This window comes from Amycolatopsis sp. NPDC004772 (genome assembly GCF_053601215.1).
The window spans coordinates 1-22313 of the sequence record NZ_JBSGBK010000119.1 but is presented as its reverse complement, the minus strand read 5'-3'; the positions used below and the strand labels follow the sequence as shown (position 1 = coordinate 22313).

General features: G+C 72.2%; 14 protein-coding genes. 5 read left to right on the top strand and 9 right to left on the bottom strand.

All coding sequences use genetic code 11. From position 1 onward, the window contains the following. Positions 1 to 130: 130 nt before the first annotated feature. From ACWEF6_RS39550 to ACWEF6_RS39535, 4 genes are all read right to left on the bottom strand, one after another. Positions 131 to 2677, bottom strand: a complete 2547-nt coding sequence (locus tag ACWEF6_RS39550) for a CHAT domain-containing protein (RefSeq protein WP_449687648.1) — start codon at positions 2675 to 2677, stop codon at positions 131 to 133. Positions 2678 to 2760: 83 nt separating this feature from the next. Continuing rightward, positions 2761 to 3249 carry a hypothetical protein gene (locus tag ACWEF6_RS39545; RefSeq protein ID WP_449687647.1) on the bottom strand — a complete coding sequence of 163 codons (489 nt, stop codon included), beginning with the start codon at positions 3247 to 3249 and terminating at the stop codon, positions 2761 to 2763. Next, positions 3246 to 3821 carry an RNA polymerase sigma factor gene (locus tag ACWEF6_RS39540; RefSeq protein ID WP_449687646.1) on the bottom strand — a complete coding sequence of 192 codons (576 nt, stop codon included), beginning with the start codon at positions 3819 to 3821 and terminating at the stop codon, positions 3246 to 3248. The genes ACWEF6_RS39545 and ACWEF6_RS39540 overlap by 4 nt, the downstream gene beginning before the upstream one ends. Further along, entirely contained in the window at positions 3818 to 5449 is a 1632-nt protein-coding gene (locus ACWEF6_RS39535) for a S8 family serine peptidase (protein ID WP_449687645.1), read from the bottom strand. The genes ACWEF6_RS39540 and ACWEF6_RS39535 overlap by 4 nt, the downstream gene beginning before the upstream one ends. A gap of 198 nt (positions 5450 to 5647) precedes the next feature. On the opposite strand from ACWEF6_RS39535, the gene ACWEF6_RS39530 reads away from it, so the two are divergent. Continuing rightward, entirely contained in the window at positions 5648 to 8716 is a 3069-nt protein-coding gene (locus tag ACWEF6_RS39530; protein ID WP_449687644.1) for an RHS repeat domain-containing protein, read from the top strand. Here ACWEF6_RS39530 and ACWEF6_RS39525 read toward each other — a convergent pair. Beyond that, on the bottom strand, positions 8713 to 9594 hold the full coding sequence (locus ACWEF6_RS39525; RefSeq protein WP_449687643.1) for a sigma-70 family RNA polymerase sigma factor: 882 nt from the start codon (positions 9592 to 9594) through the stop codon (positions 8713 to 8715). The genes ACWEF6_RS39530 and ACWEF6_RS39525 overlap by 4 nt on opposite strands. A gap of 153 nt (positions 9595 to 9747) precedes the next feature. On the opposite strand from ACWEF6_RS39525, the gene ACWEF6_RS39520 reads away from it, so the two are divergent. Beyond that, positions 9748 to 12549, top strand: a complete 2802-nt coding sequence (locus ACWEF6_RS39520) for an alpha-L-fucosidase (protein ID WP_449687642.1) — start codon at positions 9748 to 9750, stop codon at positions 12547 to 12549. Here the strand turns inward: ACWEF6_RS39520 and ACWEF6_RS39515 are convergent. Further along, a complete protein-coding gene (locus ACWEF6_RS39515; RefSeq protein ID WP_449687641.1) occupies positions 12538 to 13161 on the bottom strand; it encodes a hypothetical protein in 624 nt (207 codons plus the stop codon). The two genes, ACWEF6_RS39520 and ACWEF6_RS39515, sit on opposite strands and share 12 nt — an antisense overlap. A gap of 366 nt (positions 13162 to 13527) precedes the next feature. Here ACWEF6_RS39515 and ACWEF6_RS39510 point away from each other — a divergent pair, with 366 nt between their 5' ends. Beyond that, positions 13528 to 15852 carry a chitobiase/beta-hexosaminidase C-terminal domain-containing protein gene (locus tag ACWEF6_RS39510; RefSeq protein ID WP_449687640.1) on the top strand — a complete coding sequence of 775 codons (2325 nt, stop codon included), beginning with the start codon at positions 13528 to 13530 and terminating at the stop codon, positions 15850 to 15852. Here the strand turns inward: ACWEF6_RS39510 and ACWEF6_RS39505 are convergent. Next, on the bottom strand, positions 15839 to 16897 hold the full coding sequence (locus ACWEF6_RS39505) for an erythromycin esterase family protein (protein ID WP_449687639.1): 1059 nt from the start codon (positions 16895 to 16897) through the stop codon (positions 15839 to 15841). The two genes, ACWEF6_RS39510 and ACWEF6_RS39505, sit on opposite strands and share 14 nt — an antisense overlap. Before the next feature lie 17 nt (positions 16898 to 16914). On the opposite strand from ACWEF6_RS39505, the gene ACWEF6_RS39500 reads away from it, so the two are divergent. After that, a complete protein-coding gene (locus ACWEF6_RS39500) occupies positions 16915 to 17610 on the top strand; it encodes a MerR family transcriptional regulator (protein ID WP_449687638.1) in 696 nt (231 codons plus the stop codon). Here ACWEF6_RS39500 and ACWEF6_RS39495 read toward each other — a convergent pair. Together ACWEF6_RS39495 and ACWEF6_RS39490 are read right to left on the bottom strand one after the other, a co-directional pair. Then, complete coding sequence (locus ACWEF6_RS39495; RefSeq protein ID WP_449687637.1) at positions 17599 to 18441, bottom strand: ion transporter; 843 nt, start codon at positions 18439 to 18441, stop codon at positions 17599 to 17601. The two genes, ACWEF6_RS39500 and ACWEF6_RS39495, sit on opposite strands and share 12 nt — an antisense overlap. Positions 18442 to 18692: 251 nt before the next feature. Further along, positions 18693 to 19676 carry a hypothetical protein gene (locus tag ACWEF6_RS39490; protein WP_449677845.1) on the bottom strand — a complete coding sequence of 328 codons (984 nt, stop codon included), beginning with the start codon at positions 19674 to 19676 and terminating at the stop codon, positions 18693 to 18695. Between the two features lie 379 nt (positions 19677 to 20055). On the opposite strand from ACWEF6_RS39490, the gene ACWEF6_RS39485 reads away from it, so the two are divergent. Continuing rightward, positions 20056 to 22254 carry a helix-turn-helix domain-containing protein gene (locus ACWEF6_RS39485; RefSeq protein ID WP_449687636.1) on the top strand — a complete coding sequence of 733 codons (2199 nt, stop codon included), beginning with the start codon at positions 20056 to 20058 and terminating at the stop codon, positions 22252 to 22254. The last annotated feature ends 59 nt before the right edge of the window (positions 22255 to 22313 follow it).

Here is a 22313-nt window from a genome sequence, read left to right as displayed (position 1 = left end):
TTCACTCGATCGAGTGAAGCCAGGCCCTGTCCCCAAGCGCCCCAATGTGGCGTTGGTTGCGTCAGACGCACCGAACGCCACATTGGGTGCATCTGACGCACCGAACGCCACATTGGGGCGTTTGGGCTGGTCAGCTGCGGCCGAAGCAGACGAACGGCATCAGCGGTTCCGTCTGCGCCGCGTCCGCCAAGGCACGCGCCGGGGGTGTGCCCGCCGCCAGTGCCTTGTGGAACGCCAGCATCACGCCGCCCGCCGTGCGGTCGTCGACCCGGGCCACGCTCGAGACCACCGTGCGGCTGCCGCCGTAGAGCAGCGCCGCCGTGAAGCCGAGGACTTCGTCGCCCGCCCGCACCACCGTCTGGCCGACGTCGCACGAGGACAGCACCACCTGCTCCGGGGCCGTCGCCAGTTGCTGGACGTCGTAGGCCATCAGCGGCCCGTCGGCCAGGTTCAGCCGGGAAAACAGCACGTTCTCCTGCTCGTGGTGGCCGTGCGCGGCGAAGTGGGCCAGGCGGCAGCCGTCGAACGCCTTGAGCGTCGCCGCGACCGTCGCGTCCGGGCCGGTCAGCACCTCGGCGTCCGGGTACAGCGGGGCCAGGCGGGCGACTTCGGCTTCGGCGTGGGTCAGGTCGGACCCCGCGACGAGCAGCGGTGCACCGGTCGCCCGGCCGGACCGGCGGCCGGCGTCGAACCAGGCCGACGACGACGGCGTGACCGTCACCGGGCGGCCGTGCAGCGTCGGCAGCAGCCCCCACGGGATCGCCGACAGCGCGCCGGTCGGCACGACGACGACGTCGAGGTCGCCGAGCCGAGGTGCCAGCGGCGCCAGCAGGATCGCGTCCAGCGCGGTGACCTGCGTCCGCACCGAACGGCGGATGACCCGGTCCAGCTGCGGCGGCAGCTGGCGCCCGCACAACGCGTCGAGGTCGCTGTGCAGCCGCGCGACCGGCTCCGCGACCGCCGCCGCCGGGCCGAGCTCGACCAGCGCCACCCGGTGGTTCGCGATCACCTGCGCGCACAACGCCCCGCGGTCGGCGAGGAAGCAGACCATCGCGCTGCCGGTCGCCGCGAGCTCGTCGCCGATTTCACGCAGTTTCGCCTCGGCGTGGTCGGCGTCGACGCCCTCGGCCTGCCAGCCCTTGGCGCGGATTTCCCGTTCCAGCGCGGCACACCGCTTCACGGCCTGGGCGTCCGGCTTCCCGGCCAGCTCGCCCGCGCGGATCTGCATCGACAGGAACCGCAGCTCGGCGACGGCGTCGACGGTCTCCGGGTGGGCCGGCGGGCGCACCGGCCGGAACCGGAACGCCTGCGCGCGCGAGCGGTCGAGCCAGCGGAACACCACCCCCGGCGAGCGCTGGGCGAGCGCGGCGGCGAGCCCCGCGTCGGCAAGTTCCTTACCCAGCGACGTCGTCCCGGTCTGCAGGTCGACGCTGCCGAACCGGCTGCGGTGCCGCTGCAGCTGGGTCAGCCCGGCCCGCGCGTTCGCGAAGGTGACGCGCCGGTGGCCGCTCGCCGCCCCGAGTTCGGCCAGCGCGAGCCGCCGGACCAGGCGGTTTTCCAGCGGTGCGGTCCGGCGGTCGCGCGGGGCGATGCCGGCGCGGGCGCCGTCGAGGTCGCCGAGCGCGATCCGGGCCCGGGCCGCCAGCAGGGCCGCGATTTCGGCGTCGTTGCGCAGGCCCAGCCCGGTGAGCCGGTCCGCCAGCGCGGTCGCCTCGGCGGACACGCGGGCGATCCGGCGTCCGGCCGCGAAGTCCGCGCGCAGCACGGTCAGGTGCGCCACCGCCGCCCAGGTTTCGTTGCCACGACGGCGAAACCGGCGTTCGGCCCGCCCGGCCCAGCTGCGCGCGGCCCCCGGGTCGCCGCTCGCCAGCGCGGCCAGTGCCCTGGTCAGCTCGGCCTCGGCGTGTTCCTGGTTCATCCGCAGCCGCGGGAACTGCTCGAGCGCCGCGTCCAGTTCGGCGGCGGCTTCGTGCGGCAGCCCGGCGGCCAGCAGCGCCCGCGCCTTGTCGACGGCCAGCACCGGCAGCATCCCGACGCTCTGGTCGGCGTAGAAGCCGCTCGCCGCGTCGAAGTCGCGCAGCGCGCCCGGGATGTCGCCGGTGAGCACCCGCGCCTGGCCGCGGCCGTGCGCGGCCTTGGCGAAGATCCGGGCCAGGCCGTCTTCTCCGGGCTGGGTCGCCCCGATCTGCTCGCACTGGTCGAGGTCGGCGAGCGCGAGCCGGACGCGCCCGGCGTACTGGTGCAGCATCGCGCGGTTGAGCAGCGTCCGGGCGAGCACGACGAACTCGCCGGCCTGCCGCAGCAGCGGGATGGCCTCGTCGAAGCAGGTGAGGGCTTCGTCCATCCGGCCGATCAGGATGAGCACGAGACCCCGTTGCTGGCGCAGGATCCCGCGCCCGGCGTCGGACACGAGGACGTCGGCCTCGTCGAGCAGCGCGAGCCCGCGGGCGCTGTTGCCGAGCGCGGTTTCGACGGCGGCGTAGGTGCCGAGGACGCGCGTGGCGAGGTCGGGCCAGGCGGGCCACCCGTTCGGAGGTTCGGTGGCGGGCAGGCCGAGCAGCCGCGCGGCGGACCGGATCAGCCGGCCGCCGACCACCGGCTGGCCGTTGTTGGTCGCCGCGACCGCCCGGCGGTGCAGGTCGCGGACCCGGTCTTCGACCCTCGGCGACGCGACCACGGGCTGCCCTTTCGGCCGGGGAAGGACGCCCCGGATCGTACCTCCGAGTCAGAGGTATCAGGCAGCTTCGAAACCGTCGAAAGCTACAGCTCGACCGCCGGTGTGCTCACCGTCCTCGACCGGCCCACCGTGCGCACCAGTACCTGGACCATCCCGTGCGGCACCCCGCTCACCGCGAACCGGCCCTCCGCGTCCGACGTCGTGGTCAGCGGACCCGAACTCGTGCGGACCTCGATCGGGTGCCCGGCCGGGGGCGTGAGCCACCCGTCCAGGCGGATCGTTCCCCCCGGCTCCGGGCTCACGTTCACCATGATCGTCAAGCTTTCGCTGTCGAACGTGATGAGCCTGCCCTGCTCGGCGGCACTGCGCGCGCCCGCGGCGGCGGCCTCCTGCTCCCGGATGCGCATCACCTCCAGGTCGACGTCCTCCAGCTGGATCGCGAAGCGGATCTGCTCCACCAGCGTGGGAGGCATCGGGTCGGCGTCTTCCCACAGCTCGCGCACGCCGGCCAGCAGCCGGAAGTCGAGCTCGTCCAAGGGCTCGTTCGCGCCTGGTGGTTCGACGGTCGTCACAGCCAATCTCCTTCGCCGTTGGCGAGTAGCTGCTCGCGCAGGCGCGCGAGGCAGCGTCCCCTGGTCGGGCCGATACTCCCCCTCGGCATGCCCAGCCGGGCGCCGACTTCGGCGTAGTCCGGCCGGTGCACGAACGCCACGATCCGCAGCAGGCTGCGGCAGCGTTCGGGCAAGGTGTCCACCGCGCGCCACAAGCGCACGCGCTGGTCCTCGCGCAGCACCCCCTCCTCGGGTGCCGGCGAAGCTTCGGCCAGCCGCTCCGGGAGTTCCGGCAGCGGCCGCTCGACCTGGCGCTTTTCCCCCGTGCGCCAGGCCTCCCGCTTGGTGACGGTGATCAGCCAGCCGGTCAGCGCGACCGGCGAGCGGATCTCCGCGAACGAACCGAGCAGCCGCAGCCACGTCGTCTGCACCACGTCGGCCGCCTGATCGGCGTCGAGTCCCTGGTCGCGCGCCACCTGCCAGAGCAACGGCGTGAGCAGGGAAACCAGCTCGTCCAGCGCCGCGCGGTCGCCCTCCCGCGCGGCGTCGAACAGGGTTGCCACGCGAGCGTGGTCGGTCTTGGCCACGTTCACAGCGAGCCCAGCGCGGCCCAGGCGCGCTTGACGACGGTTTCCCGGTCGACCGTGGCCAGGTCCCCGGACTGCAGCAGGGCCTTGCCGAGCTCGGCGGCGGCGAGCGGCGCCGCGAACGACGTCCCGTCCCAGACCGCGAAGCCGGCGCTGTAGTCGTCGGGGTCGAAGGAGTTGCGGCCGAAGCCCGGCACCTCGTGGTCGGCGGCCGCGGTGCCGCGGACGTCGGTCGGGTACGTGCTGACGACGCCGGCGCCGGTCGCCCAGCAGTGCACCCACGGGCCTTCGTTGGAGAACAGCGCCTTGCTGGTGGCGACGTCGGGGTTGAGCGCCCCGACGCTGATCACCTGCGGGCCGCTGCCGCCGCCGAGCGGCTGGTCGGCGAAGGCGGCCGGGTAGAACCGGCGCGTCGTGGCGTCGTTGCCCGCGGCCGCGACGACCAGCACGCCGAGGCCGAGCAGCTCCGCGATCACCGAACCGAACTGGCCGGTGAAGGCGACGTCCGCCGGGTCTTCGACGTAGTAACCCATCGAGATCGAGACGACGTCCACCATGTCCTGCGGGCGGTTGTTCGCCTGCGCGTTGCGGACGCGGTCGGCGAGCAGGTGCAGCGCGAGCAGCACGTCGGCTTCGTACGCCACGCCGTCGCTGTGCACCACGCGGATGGCGAGCGTGTCGGCTTCCGGGCAGGCCTGCCGGACGATGCCGGCGATGAACAGGCCGTGCCCGGTGTCGGTGTCGATGTCGCCGATCAGCGGCTGGCCGGTCGTCGGCGCGTCCCAGTAGTCGTGGAGCAGCTGGGTGGGCACGGTCGTGCCGGAGCCGAGCTCCGCCTGCAGGATCGCGGCCTGGATGTCCGGGGCGACGGCGAGCCCGGAACCGGCGGGCGGCGGGCCGGAGCGGTCGGCCAGCCCGAACCACGGGTGCGGGCCGATGCCGGTGTCGAGCACGGCGATCACCGGCCGCCGGTGGGCGGGCTTCGGGCTGCGGTACGGCGGGGCGGCGGCCAGCGTCACCGGGATCCGGTTGGCGCCGTGGGTGCGCCCGTACGAGCTGCCCGCGCCGAACCCGCTGGTCTCCCAGGGCGTGCCGCCGAGGCCGCTGGTCTCCCACGGCACCCCGCCGAACACCGGCGTCGTGAACATCAGGTGCTCGACGGACATCTCCCGGACCACGTCCGGATCCAGTTCCGGCCGCTCGCCCGAGGCGGCGGACCGCAGGAACTGGAGCGCCTTCCAGCAGTCGACGACGACCGGATCGGCGTCTTCGCGCACGTGCAGCAGGGCGCGGACGGGCACGTCGTCGAGCTGCCGGACGCGGGCGAGCTCCTTGGCGTCGCCGCCGCGGTCGGCCGGGGCGGCGTAGAGGCCGATGCGGGCGAGCACGCGGTTGATCGCCGGCAACGTCTCCTGGTCGCGCAGGTACCGCTGGGGCAACAGGAACACGCCCGGCCGGTACACGGTGGTGCGCGGGGCCGGCTGCCCGGCCGCGACGACCGCCGTCGCCGGGTCGAGCACGCGGGCGCCGTGCCGGTCCAGCACCTGCCTCGGCGGGGCCGGGAGTTCGTTGAGCGTCCTTGCGTCCTCCGTCGCTGCTTCCGCGGTCTCGTCCCGCACGAACCTGACGACCATCGGGTCCACCCTCCTGCTGCCTCTGCCCCCGCCACTGATCACCAACGGCACCCGGGAAAGACCCGCGGGCCGCACCCGGGATACGACACCGACGTCACGAATGCATAACGGCCGCGGCAAACGGGTGACGACGTATCTGGCGCCCCCGGCTCACCCACTTGGCCCTCCACAGTCACGGATCCATGCGGGGAGATGACCATGGTTGTGCTCCGGTCGAGCACGCACGAAGCCGCCTTCACACCGGAACCGGCGACCGGCGGCGGCTGCTTCACGGTGCCGCTCGACCTGCCGCCCGGTCCCGGCGGCAGCGCGCCCGCGCTCGCCCTGCGGTACACGACCGGTGCGGCGAACGGCCCGTTCGGCGGCGGGTTCACCGTGCCGCTGCCGCACGTCGGGCCGGCGGACGACCACGCGTCCTCCGGCGCGGCGGGCCGGCTGGTCCGCCGCGGCGACGGCTTCCTGCTCACCACCCGATCGGGCCTCCGGCACTTCCTCGGCCCGGGCGACGGCTCGACCTGGTACCTCGACCGGACCGAGGACGCCTTCGGCACCGCCGCGACGTTCGCCTGGGCGCACCACAGCGGACAGGCCTACCTCACGCGCGTCTCCTACGGCCCCTACGAAGTGGAGTTCAGCTACGAGCCGCGGCCGGACGTGCTGCGCCGGGGCCGCGGCGGCACCCTCGTCACGACGGCGCTGCGGTGCGCGCGGATCGACCTGCGGGTGCCCGCCTCGGCGCGGCCGCTGGTGCGGCGGTGGACCCTCGACTACGACGCCGACGACGTCACCGGCGCGTCGCTGCTGACGTCCGTGGCGCTCACCGGCTTCGACACGCACGGCACCGAAACCGCCGCTCCGGTCCTGCGGCTGGGCTACGCCTCCCTGGAGGCCTCGCCGCCGCGGCGGGTCCAGCTGGCCGCGCGGGCGCGCGCCGGCGGCGGGGTGTCCGTGCTCGACGCCGTGCCGTACCACTCCTTCGACGACCCGCCCCGCACCGGACGGCTGTGCGAAATCGACAACGGGATGGGGCTGCGGACCGCGATCGAGTACGCGACCGTCGCCTCGGTGCCGGTGGTCCGGCGGGTCTCGCTGCGCGAGTCGGTCACCGGCCACGTGGGCGTGACGGAGTTCGAGTACCACGACAGCCGGGCGCCCGGCTTCGGCCGCGTCGTCCAGGACGACCTCGGCGACGAGTACGCGCCGACCCTGCGGACCGTGCGCTGGTTCGGCGGCGAAGGGCTGCTCGCCAAGGAGGAGGTCTACGGCCTCGACGGGTCCGCGGCGGCGGACCGGCCGTACCGCCGCGTCGAGCACCTTCGCCGTCCACAATGGACGAGATCGGTGACGACGGAGTTCGAACGCCGGGAGACGCCGGTTTCGGTCACCACGACGGAGACGGCCTTCGACTCGGCCGGGAACCCGACCCGGGAGGTGGCGACGACCGAACGGCCCGGGCACGAGCCGGTCGTGCGCGAGACGCGGACGAAGTACGTCACCGATCCCGAACACCGGTTCACCGCACTCCCGGCGCGGGTCCGCGCGGTGGACGGCAGCGGGAAAGTGTTGTCCGACACCATCTTCCGCTACGACGAAGAGCCCGACGGGCTCGCCGGTTCGCACGGCCTCCTGACCGCGCGGGAGGAGCTGGTGCTCACCGACGCGCTCGTCGCCGACGTCTACGGCGCGCGCCCGCCCGACCTGCGCCACCACGGCTACCACCGCCGTCCCGGCGAGGAAGGCTGGTGGGTCACCACGTTCCACGGCCGGCTCGACACCGTCTCCGGGCTGCGCACCACGACGACGGACCCGCTCGGCCACACCCGGGAGGTCCGGTACTCGGCCGACCGCTGCTTCCCCGAGGTGGCCACTGACCCGCTGGGCAACGTGACGATCACCCGCCACGACGTCCGCACGGCCCGGGTGTGCGAGGTGACCGATCCGGCGGGCGCGGTGACCACGCTGACCCACGACCCGCTGGGCCGGCCCGAAACGGTGGTGCGGCCGGGTGACTCGGCGGACCTGCCGACCGTCCGGCACCGCTACGACGGCACCCGCGTCACCACCGAGCAGCGGGCGGTCTCGGGCGAGGCGGAGGTGCTGGTGACCGCGGAGCTGCACGACGGCACCGGGCGGCTGCTGGAGCGGCGGCACGCGGAACTGCTCGGCGACGTCGTCGACGAGCACCACGAGTACTGCGCGCGCGGCCTGGTGTGCCGGACGAGCCGGGCGTTCCGGGACGGCGACCCGCTGCCGTCGCCGGAGGAGTTCCGGTACGACGCGCTGGGCCGCCCGCTTCCGGTCCGGGAAGACCGGGTTGCGGCCGTCGGCGTGCACGACCTGCTCGGGCGGGAGCTGCGTGGCTCGGATGGCGCGGTGCACGTCCGGGACGCGGCCGGCCAGGTCGTCGAGTCGCGGACCGCGGGCGGGCACACGGTGTTCCGGGTCCGGGACGCGCTCGGGCGGGTGGTCGCGGCGCTGGTCGACGACCCGCGCGGCACGCCGGTCACCACGTTCACCCACCACGACGGCGGGCTGGCGGTGCCGCACGGCGCCGGCCCGCACAGCTGCGGGCGGCTGGTGCGGGTCACCGACGAGTGCGGCGTGACCCAGTTCGGCTACGACGCGCTCGGCCGGCCGGCCGAGAAGCGCTGGCGCCCGGCGCACGTGGCCGTCGAGTACCGGCTCGACGTGACCCGCCGGGCCGACGGCCGGGTGTCGGCGGTGTCCTACCCCGACGCCGGCGCCGGGCGGCTGACCGTGCACCACCAGTACGACGAGGTCGGGCGGCTGGTGAGCGTGCCGGGGTTCGTCGACGCCGTCGACTACGACCTGACCGGCCGCCGCACCGCGGTGCACTACGCGAACGGCGTCAGCGAGCACTGGGCCGGCGGACGGCACGTGCTCACCGGCCCGGGCGGGCTGGTGCGCGACATCGAGCCCGGCCCGGCGGTTGCACCCGGGCCGGGCAGCGAGATCCGGGACGCGTTCGGCCGGCTGCGCGGGGTCCACGGCGACGACGGCGTCAACGCGCTGTACAGCTACGACCACACCGGCCGCCGCGTCCGCACCCTGGTCACCAACGGCTCGCACATCCACGAAGTCCTGAGCCCGGACGACCACTACGCGATCGAAGACGGCGAGCTGGTGGTCGTGGTGGCCGACGCGGTGCGGCGGTACGCGGACGGCCGCACCCGCTACCTGCACTTCGACGACGCCGGCGAGATCGCCCTGACCACCGACGAAACCGGCGCGGTCGTGCGTGGTTAGCCGAGGACGGCCAGGTCCAGCCGGCCGAGGCGGGCGGGGTCGGCGACGATGTCGATCTCGACGATCCGGCCGCCCGCGACCGTGAAGCCCAGCACCGAGAACGGCCGCCCTTCGCGGGTGGCGACCACGCCCGCAGCGCCGTTGACCAGCGCGCGGTGCACCACGCCACCTCCGGCGTTGAGGCGCGAGAACGTCAGCGCCTGGTCGGCGACGGCCGCCGCGCCGCGGACCTCGATCGAGCCGCCCCGGGCCGCGCCGTGGTCGGCGCGCAGCACGACCTCCGGGTCGAGGACGGAGACCAGCGCGTCGAAGTCCCCGCCTCGGGCGGCCGCCAGGAAGGCGTCGACGACTTCGCGCTGGCGGGCGAGGTCGGGGTCCGGCGCGACCGGGGCTCCCTGGACCCGCCGCCGGGCGCGGCTCGCGAGCTGCCGGGTCGCCGCCTCGGACCGGCCGACGACCGGGGCGATCTCCTCGAACGGCAGCGCGAACATGTCCCGCAGCACGAACGCGAGCCGTTCGGCCGGGGTCAGCGTGTCGAGCACGACCAGCAGTGCGAGCCCGACCGAGTCGGCCAGCAGCGCCTCGTGCTCGGGGCCGGCGTCCTCGCGGCTGACGATCGGGTCGGGCACCAGCGTGTCCCACGGGTCCTCGCGCCGGGCCTTCCGGGAGCGCAGCAGGTCGAGGCAGACCCGCCCGACGACGGTGGTGAGCCACCCGGCGAGGTTCGCCACGCCCGCGGTGTCGCTCCGGCTGAGCTTCAGCCACGCCTCCTGGACGGCGTCCTCGGCCTCGGTCAGCGAGCCCAGCATCCGGTAGGCGACGGACCGCAGGTGGTCGCGGTGAGTCTCGAAGCTGCGGGCCAGGAGCTCGTCGTTCACGGGTTCGTCCTTTCGCGGGGCGATCACCCCCTTGACGAACGCGGACCGGAGTTTGTGACAGATCAGACGACTGTGTGCCGATGAGCGGCATCTTCCCTTGACGTACGATATATGAGGAACCAATCATCGGATCTCTCCGGACGAGGAGGTCCTTTGAGAATCCGACTGCTTGCCTGCCTAGCCGCCGCCGCCGTCGCGCTGGTGGCGAGCCTGGTCAGCCCCGCGAACGCCGAGCTCTACCACCCGCGTCAGGACTGGCTGCGGGCCTCGACGGCCGGGCTGTTCCTGCACTGGGGCATGTTCACCGCGCCGCGGCACACCGACTGCGCCGCCTGGGAGCGCGACGTCACCGCCGGCGGCTGGACGCCGGGCTACTGGATCGACGAAGCCAAGAAACTGGGTGCGTCCTACGTCGTCCTCACCACCTTCCACAGCAGGCTGGGGTACGCGCGGCCGTGGCCGTCGAAGATCCCCGGCAGCTGCTCGACGCAGCGCGACTTCCTCGGCGAGCTGATCGCCGCGGGCCAGGCCAAGGGCGTGCGCGTCATGCTCTACCTGACCGACGATCCCCAGTGGCACAACGAAACCGGCCACGAGTCCCTCGACTCGGCCGCCTACTCGGCCTACAAGGGCCACCAGGTCGACCTGACGACCCGGCCCGGCTTCGGCGAGTTCTCCTACGACCTGTTCGACGAGGTCATGGACCGCTACTCCGCTCTCGCCGGGTTCTGGATCGACAACGACAACGAGTACTGGGAGCAGCACGGGCTCTACGAGCACATCCGCGAGAAGCGGCCGTCCTGGCTGCTGAGCAACAACAACGAAGACACGCCGATCATGGACACGGTCAGCAACGAGCAGAAGACCGGCATGACGCCGTCGTACGACTACCCGCAGGCCGTCTACACGCCGATGCCGCGGCTCACCGAGGCCGACTACAAGCTGCCGACCAACGGTGACTGGTGGTACAGCGGCGGCGACCAGGCCGTCGACTTCCGGCTCTCCACCGGCCGCTACATCACGAACGCGGGCTCGTCGATCAAGTCGCTGATGGCCGAAACGGCCATGCTGAACGGCAAGTTCCCGCCGCAGCAGGAGGCGTTCAACAACTTCATGGCGTCCTGGACGCAGCCGATCCGCGAGTCGCTGACCGGCACCGAAGGCGGCGGCTACCTGTACGGCGGGATGCAACCCGGGTTCTGGAACGACGGCGCTCACGGCGTGATCACCGTCAAGGGCCGCACGCAGTACGTGCACGTCGTCACGCGGCCGTCGACGAACCTGGTCCGGCTGCGGGACAACGGTTACCGCGTGACCGGCGTGTCCGACCTGCGCACCGGGAAGCCGATGCGGTTCGCCCAGTCCGGCGGCTATCTGTCCATTCTGGACATCGAAAGCTGGGACACCTACGACACGGTGTTCAAAGTGGACACCACCGGGCAGCAGTACTTCTACGACAAGAGCACGATCAAGGCGACCGCGTCCGCCAACGCGGCGTCGGCGGCGAACCTCGTCGACGGCAGTTACCTGAACTTCTGGGACGCGGGCGGCCGGCTCCCGGTGTCCGTGACGCTGGACCTGGGCCGGAAGCGGTCGACGGCCTACCTCGCGGTGCACGAGCGCGAGTCGTCGCCGACGTACGCGCGGGAGTCCTTCGGCCGCGCCGAGGATTCCGCGCGCATCAAGGACTACCGCGTTCACGCCAGCGACGACGGCAAGACCTGGCGCACGGTCCGCACCGGTGCCCTGCCGAGCAACCGGGGCGTCCAGTTCATCGACGTCGGCGAGGTGCGCGCCCGGTACCTGAAGCTCGAGGTGCTGAACACGTGGTCCGGGCCGCAGGCCAAGCCGTTCTACCGGCAGCTGGCCCTCGACGAGATCGACGTCGCCTACGGCTACCCCGACCCGCGCGGCGAGGTGCCCCTGGAAGCGGAATCGTGGCGCAACGGCTTCGAGGGCAAGGCGACGCCGGTGTGGTGCGAGGCCTGCTCGGGCACGAACGCGGTGACCGGGCTCGACCGCGGCGCCGTCGTCTTCCGGGACGTCCAGGCCACGGGCCCGTCCCGGCTGCAGCTGGACACCGCCGGGCCGGGCACACTCTCGGTGAGCGTCAACGGCGCGGCGCCGATCCCGGTCGCCGCCCCGGGGGCAATCGCGGTGCCGCTGACCGCCGGCGCGAACACGATCAAGGTGTCCGGGACGGCGGACCTCGACCGGATCGCGGTGGCGCCGATGCCACCGGAGTCGTACACGCCGAAGACGACGTTGACCGTGCAACCCGCCGGCATCCAATGGGTTTCGCCTGGTCAGCAGTCGCTGCGGATCGATGCGTCGCTGCGGCTGGACGTCGACGACCCGATCGACCAGGTGTCGCTGGCCCCGGTGGTCCCGGCGGGCTGGACGGTGACGGGCGGCCCGGCGACGACGGCCGCCCTCGGGCTCGGCCAGGTGCTGAGCGGGTCCTGGACGGTCACCGCGCCGGCGGCCCAGGACGTGAGCATCCCGGTGACGGCGTCGTTCCGGACGCTCGGGCGCGCGAAGTCCGTCAGCAAGCCGGTGCAGGTGAAGCCGCGGCCCGCGGACCGGGTGTTCATGCGGGAAGCGGAGGACTCGGCGAACGACATCGGTGACGCCGGTGTCACCAGTTGCTCGCCGTGCTCGGGCGGGCAGAAGGTGCGCAACATCGGGCCGGGCGCGGCCGTGACGTTCTCCGGAGTGACCGTCCCCGCGGCGGGGCAGTACCTGCTGTACCTGGACTTCACCGTCAACGGCGACCGGTCGTACTTCGTGTCGGTGAACGGCGGCGCGCCGGTGGAGGTCAAGGTGAGCGGCGTCGGGAACAACACCCCGTACACCACTTCGGTCCCGGTGCCGCTGACCGCGGGCGCCAATACGATCCGGATCGGCAACGACCGTTCCGGGGCGCCGGATCTGGACCGGATTTCACTGGGTTAGCTCCCGCAGCACCCGGGCCGCGTCGATGTCGACGGCGCGGCCCGGGTCCCCGCCCGGCGCACACCACGCGACGGACACCCACAGCTCGGCGTAGTCGCCGCGGTCGACCCGGGGCAGCCGCCAGGTGAGCCGGCCCCCGGTCCGCTCGACGGCGTCCCCGCCGACCAGCCGCGACCAGTACGGCGGCACGTGCTGCCCGGCCCGCGAGCACCGCCGCAGCAGCTCGGCCCCGGGGCCGCCGACGCTCACCACGGCGTCGGCGGTCTCGGCGGTGAAGGCGCTTTCCCAAGTCCGGTCCTCGTGCGGCGCGCCGGCCAGCTCGGCCTGGACGACGAACTCGCCGACGTCCTCCCGGGCCAGCACCCGCAGGACGGTGGTCTCGCGGGTGACGCCGGGCAGCCCGGACGCGGTGGTCCCGCAGAGCACGTCCAGCCGCACGGCCTGGTGCCGCCAGCGGCAGAGCCGCGCCCCGGACGCGAGGCCCCAGGTCAGCTCGGGTCTCCCGGGCACGTCCCAGCCACCGGCGCGGACGGCGAACCGCACGTCCCCGAGCGGGGTGACGACGTCGAGCGCCCGCGGAGCCGTCCGCGACAGGACTTCGGTGTCCAGCATGCCGACATCCTTACCCCGCGGGCCGACCAGCGAAAACGCGCTGGGCGAACGTCACCCGACCGGGCAGGATCGGCGGCACGGAGGAGGCCCGGAACCGCTTGCCGCCGGTGGGCGCGGTGATCCACCGCGACGGCCCGCAGCCGGACGCGCTGGAGGACATCGTCCACCATGGCCACCGTGCGGCCGTTCGCGTGCAGCCCACCGTGGTCAGAATGCGACGAAGAGTGACGAACTGAGTCACCCACTCGCGCATTGGTCCAGACAAGTGTTACCAAAAAGTGACCGAAGCACCGTTGAGCGGGAGCTACTTTGTTGTGACTCGCAACAAATGCCTCGTGGAATCCCCAACGGCGGAGGTGTCACGGCGTGAACCGGACCTTGGACAAGTTACGACGACGCGGCCCGGGCCTCGCGCTCGTCGCCTCGGCAGTGCTGGTGGCGGCCGGGCTGAGCGCCCCGGCCGCGCTGGCCGCGGACGACTACACGCAGAGCGTCACGCAGCCCAGTGCCAGCCAGGTGCAGATCAGCTTCACCCCGACGACCCCCGCGCTGTACGTGGACATCCACTACACCGGCGTGCCGGGCGTCGGCCAGCAGAACGTCCGGATGACCAACGGCTCCGGCACCTGGCGGACCACCGTCAACGGCCTGAGCAGCGGAAACGTCCTCGACTACTGGTTCACCTACGAGAAGAGCGGCCCGCAGTACGACACCCCGCACTTCAGCTACACCGTCGGCGGCGGCACGACGACGGTCGCGGCGCCGACGTTCAGCCCACCGGGCGGCACCTACTCGGCAGCCCAGACGGTGACGATCAGCAGCGCCACCGCGGGCGCGACCATCCGGTACACGGTGGACGGCTCGACGCCGACCGCGTCCTCCACGCTCTACAGCGGACCGATCAGCGTCCCGAACTCCCGCACGGTCAACGCGATCGCCCTCAAGTCCGGTTCGACGACGTCCCCGGTGTCGAGCGCGAGCTACACGATCGGCACGCAGGCCGGCTGTCCGACGCAGTCCGACACCCCGAACTTCGGGCCGAACGTGCGGATCTTCGACCCGGGCATGTCGGCGGCGACGATCCAGGCGCAGCTGGACACCGACTTCAACAACCAGAAGGACACGCTGACCGCGCAGATGGCGGACCGGCGCGTCGCGCACCTGTTCAAGCCGGGCACGTACAACAACGTGCACGACAACGTGGGCTTCTACACCTCCGTCGCCGGCCTCGGGCAGAACCCGGGTGACGTCCTGATCAACGGGGACGTCACGGTCGACGCCTTCAACGCCTCCGACAACGGCGTCGCGCTGCAGAACTTCTGGCGCTCGGCCGAGAACATGGCCGTCAACCCCTCCGGCGGCAACGAGCGGTGGGCGGTGGCGCAGGCCGCGCCGTTCCGCCGGATGGACGTCCGCGGCGGGCTGCAGCTGTACCCGGCGAGCTACGGCTTCGCCAGCGGCGGCTACATCGCCGACACGAAGGTGGCCGGCCAGGCCGCGTCGGTGTCGCAGCAGCAGTGGTACACCCGCGACTCGCAGCTCGGCAGCTGGAACGGCGGCGTCTGGAACATGGTCTTCTCCGGCACCAGCGGCGCGCCGGCGACCACCTTCCCGAACCCGCCCGAGACCACGCTCGCGACGACCCCGGTCTCGCGCGACGTGCCCTACCTCTACGTCGACGGCACCGGCAAGTACCGCGTGTTCCTGCCGTCCCTGCGCACCAACGCGTCCGGCCCGAGCTGGGCGAACGGCAGCACCCCGGGCACGTCGGCGCCGATGAGCCAGTTCTACGTCGTCAAGTCCGGCGACACGGCCGCGTCGATCAACAACGCCCTCTCCGCGGGCTGCAACCTGTTCTTCACGCCGGGCGTCTACCACCTCAACCAGACGCTCAACGTGACCCGCGCGAACACGACCATCCTCGGCATCGGCTACCCGACCCTGGTGCCGGACAACGGCGTCAACGCGATGCAGGTGTCCGATGTGGACGGCGTCCGGCTCAAGGGCCTGCTCTTCGACGCGGGCACGACGAACTCGCAGGCCCTGCTGACGGTCGGCCAGTCCGGCTCGTCGGCGTCGCACGCGTCGAACCCGACGACGGTCCAGGACGTGTTCTTCCGGATCGGCGGCGCGATCGCCGGCAAGGCGACGAACAGCCTGATCGTCAACAGCGCCAACACGATCATCGACCACATCTGGGCGTGGCGGGCCGACCACGGCAACGCGGGCACGTACGGCTGGAACACCAACACGGCCGACACCGGGCTCGTGGTGAACGGCGCGAACGTGCTGGCCACCGGCCTGTTCGTCGAGCACTACCAGAAGTACCAGGTGATCTGGAACGGCCAGGGCGGCCGGACGATCTTCTTCCAGAACGAGATGCCCTACGACGTGCCGAACCAGGCGTCGTGGAACGCCCCATCGGGTGTCGCCGGGTACGCCGCGTACAAGGTCGGGTCGAACGTGACGTCCCATGAGGCGTGGGGCCTCGGGAGCTACTGCTTCTTCGACACGAACCCGGCGGTGTCCAGCTACCACGCGTTCGAGGTGCCGAACACCAGCGGCGTCCGGTTCCACAGCCTGCTGACGGTGTCGCTCAACTACCGCGGCACGATCACGCACGTCATCAACGACACCGGCGGTGTCACGCCTTCGGGCACGGTGCCGGTCAACGTGGTCAGCTACCCGTAACCGGGTCCTCGGCAGCCCCCGCACCCGGCTCGGTGCGGGGGCTTTCCGTGCCTAGGGCTATATGCCACACCGCTGTGGCATTTTCGAGGAGGGCGGCGTCGAGGCCGAAATAGCCGCGTTCGGGCTTGGTGTCGGTGCGCTCGCGCCCGGCCGGAACGGCGGCCAGCCGCCAGGTTTCGGTGTCCCGCTGGAGTGCGCCTTCGTAGGTGTCCGGCGCCGGCTCGCCGAGGCCGATGGCTTTGCTGCGGCCGAGGCTGCCGGCGACGAACGCGTACCGGTCGCCGAGGAGGGCCCCGACGATCGCGCCCGCGCCGGCCCCCGAACGCTGCAGGTGACCGTTGTGCGCGAACACCAGCGTCGGGCCGCGGGGTGCCTCGATGGCCCGGATGTCCAGGAGGTTCTCGGCCATGAGCACCGCGCGCATGCCCGCGAGCCGCGAAATCCTGGTGTCCCGGTCGCCGGGCTGGGCGGACGCCGCGTGGTAGCGCAGCAGGCCGCGTCCCGCGACGGCGTGCACCTTGGCCCGCTCCCAGGCCGCGTCCCATCGGGGTGCGGCGGCGTGGAGGGCGACGAGCAGGTCGTCGGCGATGACCCGCAGCTCGCGGGCCTCGGGCGACGCGCCGGGCGACTGGGCCGGGTCGAGGATCGCCTCGGACCGGCTCCACCGCTCGTCGTCGCCGGTCAGCGCCGCGATGTCGACGTCCAGGCCGAGGTAGTCGCGGACGTGTTCGAGGTAGGTGCGCGGGCTGGGGGCGCTGAACATCTCGGTCGGGGCGTCGAAGCCGTGGAAGGTCAGCGGTTCTTCGGCGGTTTCGTTGTACTCGCGCAGCCACTTCAGCAGCTGCTGGTTGGCGGCCACTTCGCCCAGGTTGTGCGAGAAGCCGCCGTCGAGCGCGGCGACGCGGTCGGTCTCCAAGGCGATCGACCGGAAGCCGTGCTCGGCGAGCCGGGCGAAGAGGTCGTTGCGCAGCCACGCGCAGGCCGGCTCGAAGTGGGTCGGCTCGCCCAGCCCGAGCAGCTCGGCGGTGAAGTCGGTGAGGTCCATGTGGTTGAATCGTATCCTTGAAGACTCGGTTGAGACCTGCTGACCTCGCCCGCGAGCACGGCATCTCCACGCAGGCGGTCCGCAACTACGAACAGGACGGCTTCCTCCCGCCGGCGGCCCGCACCGCGAGCGGCTACCGGATCTACACCGAAGCACACGCGGCCGCCCTCCGCGCGTTCCTCTCGCTGGTCCCGGCCTACGGGCACGCCACCGCCGGCGGGATCATGCTCGCGGCCAACGACGGCGACCTCGCCCGCGCGCTGACGCTCGTCGACCGCGGCCACGAGCAGCTGCTCCGGGACCGCGAAACCCTCAACACGGTCCGCACGGCGATCGGGCACCTGACGACCGGGGCGGCACCCGGGCCGGCCGCCGCCGGCTGGTCGATCGGCGAGCTCGCGCACCGGCTCGGCGTCACGGCGGCGACCGTGCGGGCCTGGGAACGTGCGGGCATCCTGGTGCCTTCGCGGAACCGGGCGACCGGCCACCGGGTCTTCCAGGCGGCCGACGTCCGCGACGCCGAACTGGCCCACCTGCTCCGCCGCGGCGGCTACCCGCTGGCCCACATCGCGACGGTGGTCGAGCAGGTCCGCACCGCGGGCGGCACGGAGTCGCTGGCCGAGGCGCTCGAAACCTGGCAGGACCGGCTGACCGCCCGTGGCCTGGCGATGCTCGCCGCGGCCGCCCGCCTGGGCGAGTACCTAAGGGCGTGAACCCGGGTGCAGCCGGTCGTACTCGTGCGCGGCCGCGCGCTGGGTGCGCACGCCCAGGGCCTTCTCGCGGTCTTCGTCGTCGACCTCGTTGAGCCCGAGCTGCACGGCCACCCGGATCTGCTCGCGGTTGTCGCGGACCACGGCGGAGAAGAAGTCGTCGATCCGCGGGTCGAGGAGGACCTCCAGCAGCACGCGGAACGAGGTGTCGACGCAGGCGCGCACGATCTCGTCGTGGAAGGGCAGCCGCTTGAGCTTCCCGAGCTGCGGGTCCGCGGCGATCTTCTCGGCGATGATCGAGCGCAGCTCGTCCTTGTGCGCCCCGAGCGACTTGGCCAGGTTTTCCGGGTAGTTGCCGGTTTCGAGCACCTTGACGACCTCGTCGAGCACGGCGATGGTCACCGGTTTCTTGATCGCCTTCACGATCGGCTCGGACAGCTTGTCGACGAGCCGGTAGGTGAACTGCTCGCCGACGGCCCGGTCCGCGGCCCGCCCGATCCGCACGAGCAGCAGGACGACGCTGATGAACTTGTGCGCGGCCATGGCGGGGTGCGCGACCGGGATCATGGCGAACAGCTCGTACCAGTTGCGCACGAGGAACTTCCGCGCCCACCGCCGTTTCCGCCACCGCCACAGGAACTCGAGCAGGAAGATCCCGCAGATCCCGCAGTCGACGGAGAAGATGACGAGCCCGACATCGCGCGCGGGCGGGCTGAGCACCATGAACCCGAGCAGCCCGACCGAACCGGCGGCGAGCACCAGCATGATCCAGTCGTCGGCGCGCACGTTCCCGGGCAGCACGCCGCTGTTGAGCTCGGGTTCACTCGTGACCATGCCCGATGATGGCACGGACGGCGCTGTTGAGCTGGGTAGGCACTTCCTGCTTTCCGGGGGCTCCGGGTGGCGGAGCCCCCGGCCCGGGGCGAAGCCCCGGCATGAGCACTGTCGAGTTTTTGTCCACTTTTCGTCACGCCCAACGCTCGCCCGATGCGGCATTGTGGACGGTGGCGGTCATGGCGAGGAGGAGCATGGAGCGGACACCGCACAGCCGGCTCGCTCCGGTGCACGGGGAAGCGGCTGGTGGTTCAAGAAGCGGGCTGCCAGCCCACGCCGTAGGACCGCGCCGGCCGCAGCTCGCGGAAGCTGGTGTGCACCTCGCCCGCGTTGTCGAGGAAGAGCGGCTTGCGCGCGGTCAGCGGGTCCTGGGCGTCCTTGGAGAATTCGCCGTCGATGCGCCAGACGCGCTGCGGTGGCTGCCGCCGGTCGAACCGGACGTTGAGGTCGAAGCTCTCGCACGGGAATTCCGGCGTGCAGCAGTAAAACGGCGAGGGCAGCTCGTCGACCCGGATGCGGAAGAAGAACTCGTGCTCGTCACCCGCGTCCAGCGGCTGCGGCGGGCGCAGGCTGAACGCGACCCGGGACGAGCTGACCATCCGCACCGAATGCACCTCACCGCCGGCGACGACGTCGATGCCCAGGCCCGAAAGGTCCGGCTGGACGGTGGTGCTCGCCGGCCGGGCGAGGGAGATCGCGTGCTCGACGTCGGCGAGCCCGGCGACGTGGCTGACCACCCGGCGCGTCTCGAAGACCTCGGCGGCCGCCACCCCGGTCAAGGTCAGCCGGACGGCCAGCGCCGACGTGTGCCAAGGGCCGTCGTCGCTGATGAGCGAGCCGCCGTAGGGCGACGGCGCACCGTACGCGGCCTCGGCGATCAGGTAGATGACGTCGTCGGCGCGGCGCTGCATCGTGCGCACGTTCCGGTCGGCGCCCGTGCCCAGCAGTTCGAGGCGCTGGGTGTAGCGCTCGTTCGGGCCGGTGCCGAACCCCAGGACGATCCGCGCCGTGCGCCGCTGCGATTCGGGCAGCTTCTCGATCAACCGGCGAAGCGTTTCGACCACCTTGCCGCGAACCGTTCCCGGAGTGTCTTCTTCGTCGACACCACACACTTCGCGCAACTGTTCCCCGACGAGCGCAGGCAGGGTCTTCGCTTGGACGCCGAGCCCCTTGCGAAGCAGTTTCAGCTCCGCTGAGAGAGCGTTGATCTTCGCTTCGGCCGCCTCCTGAGCCAAGCCGTCACCTCCGTCTTGGTCGTTGCGTGGAAGTCTACCCACCTCCGGCCCGCTCCACGACGCCATCACCTGTTTCCCGCCGTTTCCCGTTCCGGGAAACCGCGCAGGTCAGCGATTTCCTTTGAGAGGCAACGGGAAACGTCTCCCGCCGGGCAATTCGCCGGGTCAAGCTTGGTTCGCCGGAATCCTCCGGCACCCAAGGAAGCCACCGCGGGAAAACCGCGGTGACGGTGATCCGGAAAGGGGAACGCGATGCACACGCACCTCATCATCGTGCTCGGCCAGCTGGTCTCCCTGCTGGGCTGACCAGTGACTCGCCGGCGGGCCCGGGCCGCCGGCGGACCTTCCCCCCGTTCACCGATTACAGGATGATCGACCCATGCCGGACTTTGGAGCGGAATTGAAGCGTCGACGGATGTCGGTCGGCATGTCACTGACCGGACTCGCTGCGTCCGTCCATTTCACCAAGGGCTACCTCAGCAAGGTGGAGAACGGCAAGGCCCGCGTGAACCGCGAGCTCGCCAAGGCCTGCGACCAGGCACTGGGAGCGGGCGGAGAACTGCTCGCCCTCGTCGCGGAATCGGCATTCCCCGCCCGCCGCAGCGCCGGCGGCATCGTCGGGCTGCCGGACAGCGGCCGGTACTTCGTCGGCCGCGAAACCGAACTGGAGACGCTTTCCGCGCTGCTGCGCGGGCGGGACAGCGCCCGGGTCGGGGTGGTGCACGGAATGGCGGGCGCGGGCAAGACGGCGCTGGCCGTCGCCGCCGCCCGGCAGGTCGCGGAGACCTTCCCGGACGGCTGCCTGTTCTTCGATCTCCGGGGCCACACTCCCGGCGCCGTCGAGCTGTCGCCGGGCGAAGCGCTGCACCGGCTGCTGCGGCTGCTGGACGTCTCGGCCGACCAGCTCCCGGCCGACGAAGACGGCCTGGCCAACCTGGTCCGAGACCAGCTGCGCGGGCGGCGGATGATCCTCGTGCTGGACAACGTCCGGTCCGCCGAGCAGATCCGGGCCATCGCCGACGGCGAGACGTCGTCGCGGATCCTGGTGACCAGCCGCGGCCGGCTGCCGGCGCTCGACGACGCCTGGCACTTCCCGGTCGGCGTGCTGCCGCTGGGCGACTCCGTGCGGCTGCTGCGGTCCGTCGCCGGCGACCACGCGCCGGCCGACGACGAGGTGGCGACCGAGATCGTCCGGCACTGCGGGCAGTTGCCGCTCGCGGTCCGGATCGTCGCGGCCCGGTTCATCGCGGGCGGCTGGACGGCGGCGAAGCTGCGTGACCGGCTGGCCGACGAGACAACCCGCCTCGGCGCGCTGGAGGACGGCGAGCGAAGCGTCGCCACCGCGTTCGCCGTCTCGTACGAAGCACTGCCCGGCGACCAGCGGCGGTTGCTGGGCCTGCTCGCCCTGCACCCCGCGGCGGCCGCCGAGACGAGCGCCGTCGAAGCGCTCGGCGGTCTCGACGCAGGCGAAACGGATCGGCTGGTCGACCGGCTGCACGACGCCCACCTGGTCGTCCGCGACGAACGCGGGTACGTCGAGCTCCACGACCTGATGCGCACCTTCGCGGCGAAGCACGCGTTGCCCCAGCTGGACGCGGAGGACCGCGAAGTCGCCGTACGCCGGCTGGTCGAGCACCTCGTCGCGCTGACGGTGGCGGCCGACGAGCTCGCCGAGCCGTACCGCTTCCGCCCGCCGACCGGCCTGCCGGCCCCGGCCGTCACGCCGTTTTCGGACGCCGAAAGCGCACTGGCTTGGCTGGGCGCACAGTGGCCGACGCTCGCGGACATCGTCGATACCGCGGCCCGCCACGGGTTGCACGACCGCTGCTGGCAGCTGGCGTTCGTGCTCCGGGCGTTCTTCTTCCGCGAAAAGCTGTTCGAGCCGTGGATCCGCACGCACGAGCGAGCACTGGAGGCGGCCCGCGCGGCGGCCGACCCGAGCGCGACGGGCATGATCCTCAACAACCTCGGCATGGCCCACATCGAGGCCGGCCGCCCCGACGAGGCGGTCCGCTTCCACCAGCAGGCCCAGGCGGAGTTCGCCCTGGCCAGGGACGACCGGGGCACGATCGACGCGCTGTCCAGCTTGGCGTGGGCGCGCCTGTACCGCGGCGAAGCGGAAGCAGCCTTGCCCGAATTGATGACGGTGCTGGAGGTGTACCGCCGCACGGGCCGCACCCGCAACGTGGTGATCGCACTGCGCGGAATCGCCCTCGCTTCGGTGGCCCTGGACCGGTTCCCCGAGGCCCTGGCGGCGGCTTCGGAGGCGTCGGAGCTCGCTCAGCTGCCGGTGGACCGGGCGATGTCGGTCAACTGCGAGGCCTGGGTGCACTTCCGCGCGGGCCGCTGGGAGGAGGCCGCGCGCAGCTACCACCTGGCGGCCGAGGTGGCCGACGACGCGGGGAACGAGTACGAGCGGGCCAGGGCGTTGACAGGCTTGGGAAACACGGCGGCGGCCCGCGGAGACCGCGCGGAGGCAGAGCGCTGGTGGGCCGAGGCGGCGGCGTACCGGGTCACCCTCAACCCGGCGGTGCTGGGCGAGGCCGAGTACCGGGATCGGCCGGCGTTCGCGGAGTGAGCCTCACCCTCTCCGGCCGTCGTGAGTGGTAAGGCGGGTTAGAACCCGCCTTACCACTC

What these genes read in the sequence shown, in the direction of transcription:
- ACWEF6_RS39535 (WP_449687645.1), bottom strand. Translation starts at nt 5,449, where the DNA reads ATGGTCGTCAGGTTCGTGCGGGACGAGACCGCGGAAGCAGCGACGGAG.
- ACWEF6_RS39530 (WP_449687644.1), top strand. Translation starts at nt 5,648, where the DNA reads ATGGTTGTGCTCCGGTCGAGCACGCACGAAGCCGCCTTCACACCGGAA.
- ACWEF6_RS39515 (WP_449687641.1), bottom strand. Translation starts at nt 13,161, where the DNA reads ATGCTGGACACCGAAGTCCTGTCGCGGACGGCTCCGCGGGCGCTCGAC.
- ACWEF6_RS39505 (WP_449687639.1), bottom strand. Translation starts at nt 16,897, where the DNA reads ATGGACCTCACCGACTTCACCGCCGAGCTGCTCGGGCTGGGCGAGCCG.
- ACWEF6_RS39495 (WP_449687637.1), bottom strand. Translation starts at nt 18,441, where the DNA reads ATGGTCACGAGTGAACCCGAGCTCAACAGCGGCGTGCTGCCCGGGAAC.
- ACWEF6_RS39485 (WP_449687636.1), top strand. Translation starts at nt 20,056, where the DNA reads ATGCCGGACTTTGGAGCGGAATTGAAGCGTCGACGGATGTCGGTCGGC.